Below are 9056 nucleotides of genomic sequence, written 5' to 3' on the forward strand. Positions count from 1 at the left end.
CCACACACGGTGACCGTCGCCCGCCCCCGGAGCCGCGGAAGGCGCGCCGCCACCCCGCCTCGCGCACGGGGACGACGGCAATCCCTCTGTCTTACCCGTCACGCCCCCCGCCAGTCCCGATCGCTCAACTCGGCCACAACACGCCCCTCGACCCCCTCGAATGCGTACCGATTCGATCAATAACTGTTCAATATCCGGTACTTGATCGGCCGCTGATCGGTAACAGAAGCGACGTAATCGATGATTTGAGCAACTGGGTGTAGCGCTGCCTGTACGAAGCGTTATTCTCCTCAGACGCATAACGGACCATGCGCGTCGCTACGACGGGTGAACGGTCCGGTACTGCACGTGATGGAAGCTCTGCCTCTGGGAGTCCCGTGTACCCACACGTCGGGGTTGACGCCTCGGGCCTGGCTACGCTGCGCGCATCGGTCGTCGACCGACTGCGCGGCTTCGTCCCCACCGCGTACGCCGTCCCCGCCTACGCCGTCCCGGCCCCCGCCGGGCCGTGCTACGCCCTGGCGGACGGCGGTGCGGCGGTGAGCAGACGTACGCGCTCCGCCGCCGCCACGACCACCCACCGCCGGCCCGCGGCGGACAGCGACAGCGCCCGCATGATGGACCTCGTCGAACGCGCCCAGGCGGGCGAGTCCGACGCCTTCGGCCGTCTCTACGACCAGTACAGCGACACCGTCTACCGCTACATCTACTACCGCGTCGGGGGCAAGGCGACCGCCGAGGACCTCACCAGCGAGACCTTTCTGCGCGCCCTGCGCAGGATCGGCACGTTCACCTGGCAGGGCCGCGACTTCGGCGCCTGGCTCGTCACCATCGCCCGCAACCTGGTGGCCGACCACTTCAAGTCGAGCCGCTTCCGCCTGGAAGTGACCACCGGCGAGATGCTCGACGCCAACGAGGTCGAGCGCAGCCCGGAGGACTCCGTCCTCGAGTCCCTGTCGAACGCCGCGCTCCTGGACGCGGTCCGCCGCCTCAACCCCCAGCAGCAGGAGTGCGTGACGCTCCGCTTCCTCCAAGGTCTGTCGGTCGCCGAGACCGCCCGCGTCATGGGCAAGAACGAAGGCGCGATCAAGACCCTCCAGTACCGGGCCGTCCGCACCCTTGCCCGCCTCCTCCCGGACGACGCCCGCTGACGGTGCCGACGGCGTCCCGCCACCACGCGTGACGCCCAACTCACCCACCGTGACGGCCCACTGGCCGTCACGGACTTTGGCGAGCCCGCAGTGGTCCGATCATCTTTCGTCCGTAACCCAAGTGCCGCGACGCTCGTTGTGCGGGATGCAGGCTCCCTGTGGTTGCGACCTGATCCACCTCGCGCTCGTCGAGAGCGCGCGAGGACTCCACGCGCTCACTCGAACGTGTGGAAGTGTTCAGGATGCGCAACCCCCAGGACCCCCTGGGGAGTCGACCGTCTTGACGAGAGGAGGTGCCGCCAGTGATCGCGAACGTATCGGCCCACCGGCGGGCGAACGCCTTCGCCCAGGCCCTGGAGGAGCATTCCGACCAGGACCCGGCGGCCGAGCAGCCCGACGATTCCGCCCCACCGGGGGCGTCCGCCAGGACCGGCTCCGCGCCGGGCCCGGACGAACGCGACCGGATGCTGGCGCTCGCCGACGGCCTCGCACGGCTCCCCGCGCCCCAGCTGGACCCCGAGGTCAAAGTCGTCCAGCGAGCCCAGCTGGTGGCGGCCATGGAGGCCATGCTGGCGGAGGGCACGGCGGGCGACGGCGCAGGTTCATCCGTACCGCAACAGCGCTCCCGCAAGGGCGCCCACCGGGCGAGCCCGCTCAGCAAGCTCAAGCCCCGCACCCGGCTGTCCAAGGGCCTCGCCGCCGGCGGACTGACCGTGGGCGTGGCGGCGGGAGCGTTCGGCGGCGCGGCCGCGGCGAGCACGGACGCCCTCCCGGGCGACTCGCTGTACGGCCTCAAGCGCGGCATGGAGGACTTCAAGCTCGGCATGGCCGACGGCGACGCCGACCGCGGCAGGCTCTATCTGGACCAGGCGTCGACGCGGCTCAAGGAAGCCCGTCGGCTCCTTGAGCGCGCCCGCTCGGGCCACCTGGACCACGAATCGGTCGGCGAGGTCCGCCGCGCGCTCTCCGGCATGCGCCACGACGCCGCGGAAGGCCACCGCCTCCTCTTCGAGGCGTACGAGCGCGACGGCTCACTCGGCCCCATCCAGACCCTCTCCGCCTTCACCAAGGCCCACCGCGGCAGCTGGAGCGCCCTGCGCGAGCGGCTCCCCGTGCAGCTCGGCGACGTCGGCGAGGAGGTCAGCTCGGTCTTCGACGCCATGGAGCAGGAGGTCAAGCCCCTGCGCTCCCTGCTGCCCGACAAGCCGGGCCCGAACGGCACCCCGCACGAGCGCCCCCGCCAGGGCACCCCGCCCGACACCGGCACGGACGGCCCCGCACCCCGGCCCCCCGGCGAGTCCGGCGCCCACCGCTCCCCCGGCTCCCACCCCAAGCCCTCCGCCCCCGGCCACAAGAACCCTTCCGAGGGCCTCATCCCCGACGTGGCGGACGACCTCCTGACCCCGCCGTCCCCCAAGGCCCCCTCGGCCCCCGAGAACCCCGCGGAAACGAGGAAGAACCCCTCGGCGAAGCCCCCCGCGCCCGGCAAGCCGGATGTCACCCTGCCCCCGCTGCTCCCCGGACTGCTACCGGACCTGGGCATCGAGGGCGAGGACCAGAAGTAACGAGAACGCCGGACGGGCTGGTCTCCCCAGCCCGTCCGGACGACAGAGGGCTGGGCTGGGGCCCCACACCTCAGAAGAACACAGACCTCCGCTGCACCAACAACTTGTACAGCGTGTGCTGAATCTGTTCCCGCACCTGATCCGTCAGATTGAACATGAGCATGGGATCCTCAGCGGCCTCCGGCGGATACCCGTCCGTAGGAATCGCCTCACCGAACTGAATGGTCCACTTCGTGGGCAACGGCACGGCTCCCCAGGGCCCCAGCCAGGGAAAGGTCGGCGTCAACGGAAAGTACGGGATCCCGAGGACCCGCGCCAACGTCTTGGCGTTCCCGATCATCGGATAGATCTCCTCGGCGCCCACGATGGAGCAGGGCACGATCGGCGACCCCGTCCGCAGCGCCGTCGACACGAACCCGCCCCGCCCGAACCGCTGCAACTTGTACCGTTCCGAGAAGGGCTTCCCGATCCCCTTGAACCCCTCGGGCATCACCCCGACCAGCTCGCCGCGCTCAAGGAGCGTCCCCGCGTCCTCCGCACACGCCAAGGTGTGCCCGGCCTTGCGCGCCAGCTCGTTGACGACCGGCAGCATGAACACCAGGTCGGCGGCGAGCAACCGCAGATGCCTGCCGTGGGGATGGTTGTCGTGCACGGCGACCTGCATCATCAGGCCGTCCCACGGCAGCGTCCCGGAGTGGTTGGCGACGATCAGCGCCCCACCGTCGGCGGGGATGTTCTCGATGCCCTTGACCTCGACGCGGAAGTAGTGGTCGTAGATCGGCCGCAGGAGCGACATCAGCACCTGGTCGGTCAGCTCCGCGTCGTACCCGAAGTCGTCGACGTCGTACTCGCCCGTGAGCCGCCGCCGCAGGAACGCGAGGCCACCGGCGATCCGCCGCTCCCAGCTCCCGCTGCCACCGCGCGGCTCCGACGGCAGCGCCTGCTCCGGCACCGTGTCCCGCCGCGCGGCCCGGGAGCCGGCGCGCGCACCGGCCCCCGGCGCCGGGGCGCCTTCCGTGGCCGAGGGCTCCGCGCCCGGCGCCGCACCCGCCCGGGCGGCGCCGCCCGGAGCGTCACCGTGCAGCCGGCCCGGGGCCCCCGGGGCCGCCTTGACGTCGCGCGCCTTCACCCCTTCGCCCGGACGCCGCGGCCCGGACCTGCGGCGGGGCGGCCGCTGGGCACCCCCACGCGACCGGTCGTCGTCGAACGGAATGACCTTGGCGTCCGCCATCGTTGACGATCTCCTCAGTTGGCGCTGTGGTGGGCACTGTCGTCGGCTCCGCGTCGGGCACCGCCTGAGGCGCCGGACTTCCCGCCGCCACCCGCGAGGGGCAGCGCCGCGATCCTGTCGACGGCCCTCGCGAGTGCCGCCGGCGGCAGCAGGCCGGGGCCCCGACTGCGTACGAAGTCCGCGAATGCCTCCGCGGTCGTGTACTTGGGCCTGAACCCCAGTGTCTCGCGCATCTGCCGGGTGGCCACGACCCGGCCGTGGGTGAGCAGCCGGATCTGCTCCGGCGAGAAGTCCGTGACGCTCAGCGTACGCAGGGCCGCGCCCACCCAGGTGACCGCTGGGAGCAGCACCGGCAGCGTCGGCCGTCCGAGCCGCCGGGCGCACTGGGAGAGCAGCAGCAGTCCCGCGCCCGCGATGTTGAACGTGCCGCTGTTCAGGGTCCCGCGCGCGGGTTCGTGCGAGGCGAGGCGCAGCACGTCGACGGCGTCGTCCTCGTGCACGAACTGGAGCCGCGGGTCGTAGCCGAAGACCGTCGGCAGGACCGGCAGCGAGAAGTACTCGGCGAGCGGCGAGTCCGCGGCGGGTCCCAGGATGTTGGCGAACCGCAGCACGCACACCGCGACATCGGGGCGGCGCCGCGCGAAGCCGCGCACATAGCCCTCGACCTCGACGGCGTCCTTGGCGAAACCGCCGCTGGGCAGGGACTTCGGTGGCGTCGTCTCCGTGAGGACGGCGGGGTCGCGGGGCGCCGAACCGTACACATTGGTACTGGACTTCACCACGAGGCGCTTCACCCGCGGCGACTTCTGGCAGGCGCCGAGCAGCTGCATGGTGCCGATGACGTTGGTCTCCTTGACCGAGCCGCGGCTGTTGCCGGCCAGGGCGGTGCCGGTCACGTCCATGTGCACGACCGTGTCGACGCCGTGCTCGGCGAGGACCTTGGTGATCGTGGGCTGCCGGATGTCGGCCTGGACGAAGTCGGCGCCGCCGAGATGGTGCTCGGGAGGGACGGCGTCGACGGCCACCACCCGCTCCACCTCCGGGTCGCGCTGGATGCGCCGGACGAACCTGCCGCCCAGCTGCCGGGCCACTCCGGTCACGAGCACGACCTTGCCCAAGATCAGCGCCGCCTTTCCTCAGCCCGTGCGACGTCGGGGCATGTCGCTCCGCGTCCTGTCTGAGCACTACGTCCTCGGCCCACGCTAGCGGTTGGACGTTGCGCTGTGACGACCGCGAGGCGAGTGAAGTGACGACGGCCACACTTATCCGAAAAGATCAAGCCGTTCGCCCGCATTTGAACTGTTGAATCCCCTATGGCCCCTACACCTCCGGACAGGCGGGCGGCAGGGACCCTGAGCGGGGCGCCGAGAACGCCGCCGAGAAGGCTGTCGGGAACGCATCGAGGCCCTCCCGTCATCAGACGGGAGGGCCTCGATACATGCGCTTGCGCTTCGCTGACGCGCAGCGGTCGCTTACTTCTTGTTGCGACGCTGAACGCGCGTGCGCTTCAGCAGCTTGCGGTGCTTCTTCTTCGCCATCCGCTTACGCCGCTTCTTGATAACAGAGCCCACGACTACCCTCGCTCACTTTTCTTCACTCGGTGCGGGGCAGCAGACTGGGCCCACACGACCTGGTCGGCCCAGCCTACCCGTACCCGCGCCGAGTCTGTAATCGAGGGAGGTCGTTCAGGCTGTCTCCACCCCCACGTATGAGTCGCGAAGGTACTCGTGAACCGCGTTTTCCGGGACCCGGAAGGACCTTCCGACCCGGATTGCGGGCAGATGACCACTGTGCACCAGTCGGTACACGGTCATCTTCGAGACTCGCATCACCGCGGCTACCTCCGCCACGGTCAGAAACGCAACCTCGCTGAGAGGCCTCTGGTCAGCAGCCATGACACACCTGAACCTTCCGCACATGACGCGCACCGGCTTCCCCTTCCGGTGACTCCTCGTCGCTGTGCGCTCACTCCCCAGAGTAGGGGCGGGTGATGCGAGTGGGGAAGAGGAGCTACCATCGGCCGTTTACTGTGACAGACACGCTCGATTGAGTACATAGCGAGTAAGCGGTCGGTAGTAATCAGACCGCACAGCGTCATCAAGCGGAACGACCACGGACACGCGCCCCTCCGCCTCTGCGACGAACAGCGCAGGATCGTCCGTGTCCGCCAGACCGATCGCGTCGAACCCCAGCTGACCTGCTCCGCAGACCCAGCCATGGTCTCCGATGACCAACTCGGGCAGGGGTCCCCCGGAGCCCGCCTGGGCCCCGAGGACCCGTCGAACCGGGAGCGGTGAATGGCTGTGTGCGCCGGTCTCACTCCCGGTGGGACGCGCGCCGGGTTCGCGCAACAGCGCGACGCCCTGTACGTAGTCAAGGTTGTACGTGCGTAGGCCGAACCGGGTCGTTATGTCGACACAGCAACCCTGCGCGGGGGTGAGGACGGGGCATCCTGCCGCCGACAACGCATCGGCCAATGCGGCGTAGAACCCCAGGAGCCGGTGCGGGTGGCCGGTCCCGATCAGGACCGGGAGCCTGCGCCGGGCCGCGTCCTGCAACCGCTCGGCGAACGCTTCGAGCCCCGCGAGGGTCCGTTCCGGGTCGATGACGTCGGCCCCCGAGGTGTGCCGGGGGTCGCGGGAGACGCCGCACTTGTCGGCCATCAGCCGCAGCAAGTCTCCCGCACCCCAGTTCCATTCGGGGTCGAGCCCGAGAAGTATCCGGGGATCGCGGGCCGCGAAGAGCCGGTAGCTCCGCAGGCTCTCCTCCCGCGAGGTGGCAACGGGCCCGGCGAGCCGGGCCGCCAGCAGATGCGCACGCAGCGCTCCGGTGCTCAACACGCCCCGATGCTGCCGCACATACCGGCACGGAACCCCGAAAACCCAGAAAACACCCCACACTTGGGCTAAGCGTGCTCGTCGGGGCGCCGGTGGGCCGCGCCCCGTCAGGGGCGCGGGGAACTGCGCGAGCAACCAGCACACGCTCGCAGACGTGTCTGCTCAGTGGCCCGGCAGACGCGGCTGCGGCTCGTCGCACGCTGAGCGCGCGGTTCCCCGCGCCCCTGACGGGGCCCTACGCGCCCCTGACAGAGGCTCAGGGAAGCAGTCCCCGCAGGGGGAAGACCGCTCGGCGGGTGGCGAGGACCGCCTGGTCCACCCGGTCCGCGGGGTCGTACCCCTCGTCCCAGCTGCGCCATCCCACGGGCCAGCGTCCATCCGTCATCCGCCCGGGGCCTCGCGTACGCGTACGGCGGTACACCTCCTGCTGCCAGACCTCGGGCAGCACCGCCGTCGGTTCGATCTCCCGGCCCGCGGCCACCGCGACCAGATGCGTCCAGGACCTCGGCACGACGTCCACCACGGCGTATCCGCCGCCGCCCAGGGCCACCCAGCGCCCGTCGGCGTACTGGTGCGCCAGCTCGTGACAGGCGATCTGCACCGCGCGCTGCGCGTCGAGGGACACCGTCAGATGCGCGAGCGGGTCCTCGAAGTGCGTGTCCGCGCCGTGCTGCGTCACGAGTACCTGCGGCCGGAACCCGGCGAGGAGCTCCGGCACCACGGCGTGGAACGCCCGCACCCACCCCTCGTCCCCCGTCCCCGCGGGCAGGGCCACGTTGGCGGCACTGCCCGCCGCGGCTGCGGCGCCCGTCTCCTCGGGCCAGCCGGTGCCGGGGAACAGCATCCGGGGGTGTTCGTGCAGGGAGATCGTCAGGACTCGCGGGTCCTCCCAGAACGCCGCCTGCACGCCGTCGCCGTGGTGCACGTCCACGTCCACGTAAGCGACGCGCTCCGCGCCCAGCTCCAGGAGCCTCGCGATGGCCAGGGCCGCGTCGTTGTACACGCAGAACCCGGAGGCGCTCCCCGGCATCGCGTGGTGCAGGCCGCCCGCGAAGTTCACGGCGTGCAGCGCCTCGCCCTGCCACACGGCTTCGGCGGCTCCGACCGACTGCCCCGCGATCAGCGCCGACACTTCGTGCATGCCGGCGAAGGCGGGGTCGTCCTCCGTCCCGAGTCCGTACTCCCCGCGGGCCGACGCCGGATCGGCGGAGGCCGCCCGCACCGCCCGCACATAGTCCTCGCGGTGCACGAGCCCGAGCGTCGACTCCCCGGCGCGCTTCGCCGCCACCACGTCCAGCTCCCGGTCGAGCCCGAAGGCGTCGATCAGGCTTCTCGTCAGGGTGAGCCTGACCGGGTCCATGGGGTGCTGTGGACCGAAGTCGTAGCCCGTTACTGCCTCGTCCCACATCAGTTGTGCGCGGCCGCTCATGACCATCACCGTATCTGTCCGGGTCGTGGACAGGTCACTGCACTACTGTGCCGCGAGGAGGCCGGGCACCTCGCTCAGGTGGCTGATGAGCCGGGTGGCTCCGTGGAGCCGGTCCGCCGGTGTCATGGCGGTGAAGCCGTAGACGTCCATTCCGGCCGCGTTGGCGGCCTGTACGCCCAGCGGACTGTCCTCGATGACGACGCACTTGCCGGGTGCGACGCCCATGCGTTCCGCGGCGTGCAGGAAGAGGTCCGGTGCCGGCTTGCCGCGCCCGACGTCCTGGGAACTGAAGATCCGTTCTTCGCCGAACCATTTGTCGAGCCCGGTCTTGCGGTGCCCGACGCGAATCCGCTGGTGACTGCCGGAGGACGCGAGGCAGTAGGGCACACCGTCCGCCGTGAGCTGCTCCAGGAGTTCCACCGCTCCCGCCATGGGTTGCAGCTCGCGTGCGAAGGCGGCGAAGACCCGCTCGTGGAAGACGTCGTCGAAGTCTTCGGGGAGCTGCTTCCCTGTCCTTTCCTGAATGGTGTCGTGTACGCGGTGCATGGCGGCGCCCATGTAGTCGCGCAGGGATTCCTCGTACGAGGTGGGGTGGCCGAGTTCCGTCAGATAGGCGGCGAGCATGGTGTTGGAGAGGGGTTCGCTGTTCACCAGGACGCCGTCGTTGTCGAAAATGATCAGTTCGTATCGCATGGTTCGACCCTAAACGCAGAAAACCCCCGCACCGTGAGGTGCGGGGGTTTCCCATAAAATTTGTTCGGCGGCGTCCTACTCTCCCACAGGGTCCCCCCTGCAGTACCATCGGCGCTGTGAGGCTTAGCTTCCGGGTTCGGAATGTAACCG

The 9056-nt window shown here is 70.2% G+C and carries 9 protein-coding genes and 1 rRNA gene; 2 read left to right on the plus strand and 8 right to left on the minus strand.

Features of this window, described 5'->3' with window-relative positions:
* Nucleotides 1-377 precede the first annotated feature (377 nt).
* Together ACH4DX_RS14455 and ACH4DX_RS14460 are read left to right on the plus strand one after the other, a co-directional pair.
* Complete coding sequence (locus tag ACH4DX_RS14455; protein ID WP_030565170.1) at nucleotides 378-1151, plus strand: ECF subfamily RNA polymerase sigma factor, BldN family; 774 nt, start codon at nucleotides 378-380, stop codon at nucleotides 1149-1151.
* 302 nt (nucleotides 1152-1453) lie between these two features.
* Nucleotides 1454-2716, plus strand: a complete 1263-nt coding sequence (locus tag ACH4DX_RS14460) for a DUF5667 domain-containing protein (RefSeq protein ID WP_398122264.1) — start codon at nucleotides 1454-1456, stop codon at nucleotides 2714-2716.
* 70 nt (nucleotides 2717-2786) lie between these two features.
* On the opposite strand, the gene ACH4DX_RS14465 is transcribed toward ACH4DX_RS14460, so the two are convergent.
* The 8 genes from ACH4DX_RS14465 to rrf all read right to left on the minus strand — a co-directional run.
* Nucleotides 2787-3947, minus strand: coding sequence for a lysophospholipid acyltransferase family protein (locus ACH4DX_RS14465; protein ID WP_398155234.1), 1161 nt, complete (start codon nucleotides 3945-3947; stop codon nucleotides 2787-2789).
* Between the two features lie 14 nt (nucleotides 3948-3961).
* A complete protein-coding gene (locus ACH4DX_RS14470) occupies nucleotides 3962-5065 on the minus strand; it encodes an NAD-dependent epimerase/dehydratase family protein (RefSeq protein ID WP_398155235.1) in 1104 nt (367 codons plus the stop codon).
* Nucleotides 5066-5419: 354 nt separating this feature from the next.
* A complete protein-coding gene (locus ACH4DX_RS14475; RefSeq protein ID WP_003948845.1) occupies nucleotides 5420-5518 on the minus strand; it encodes a 30S ribosomal protein bS22 in 99 nt (32 codons plus the stop codon).
* 114 nt (nucleotides 5519-5632) lie between these two features.
* Nucleotides 5633-5842 (minus strand): helix-turn-helix domain-containing protein, encoded by a 210-nt coding sequence (locus ACH4DX_RS14480; protein ID WP_157164103.1) that lies wholly within the window; start codon nucleotides 5840-5842, stop codon nucleotides 5633-5635.
* A 129-nt stretch (nucleotides 5843-5971) separates the two neighbouring features.
* Nucleotides 5972-6787 (minus strand): phosphatase, encoded by an 816-nt coding sequence (locus ACH4DX_RS14485; protein ID WP_398122267.1) that lies wholly within the window; start codon nucleotides 6785-6787, stop codon nucleotides 5972-5974.
* Between the two features lie 253 nt (nucleotides 6788-7040).
* On the minus strand, nucleotides 7041-8213 hold the full coding sequence (locus tag ACH4DX_RS14490; protein WP_398122268.1) for an acetoin utilization protein AcuC: 1173 nt from the start codon (nucleotides 8211-8213) through the stop codon (nucleotides 7041-7043).
* 42 nt (nucleotides 8214-8255) lie between these two features.
* The gene (locus ACH4DX_RS14495; protein ID WP_398155236.1) at nucleotides 8256-8906 is read right to left on the minus strand and encodes an HAD family hydrolase; all 651 of its coding nucleotides are present in this window, start codon (nucleotides 8904-8906) and stop codon (nucleotides 8256-8258) included.
* Between the two features lie 62 nt (nucleotides 8907-8968).
* Nucleotides 8969-9056 (minus strand): 5S ribosomal RNA (gene rrf / locus ACH4DX_RS14500); the annotation flags it as partial.

Origin of the sequence: Streptomyces sp. NPDC017940 (genome assembly GCF_044328435.1) — a bacterium.
Lineage (GTDB): Bacteria > Actinomycetota > Actinomycetes > Streptomycetales > Streptomycetaceae > Streptomyces.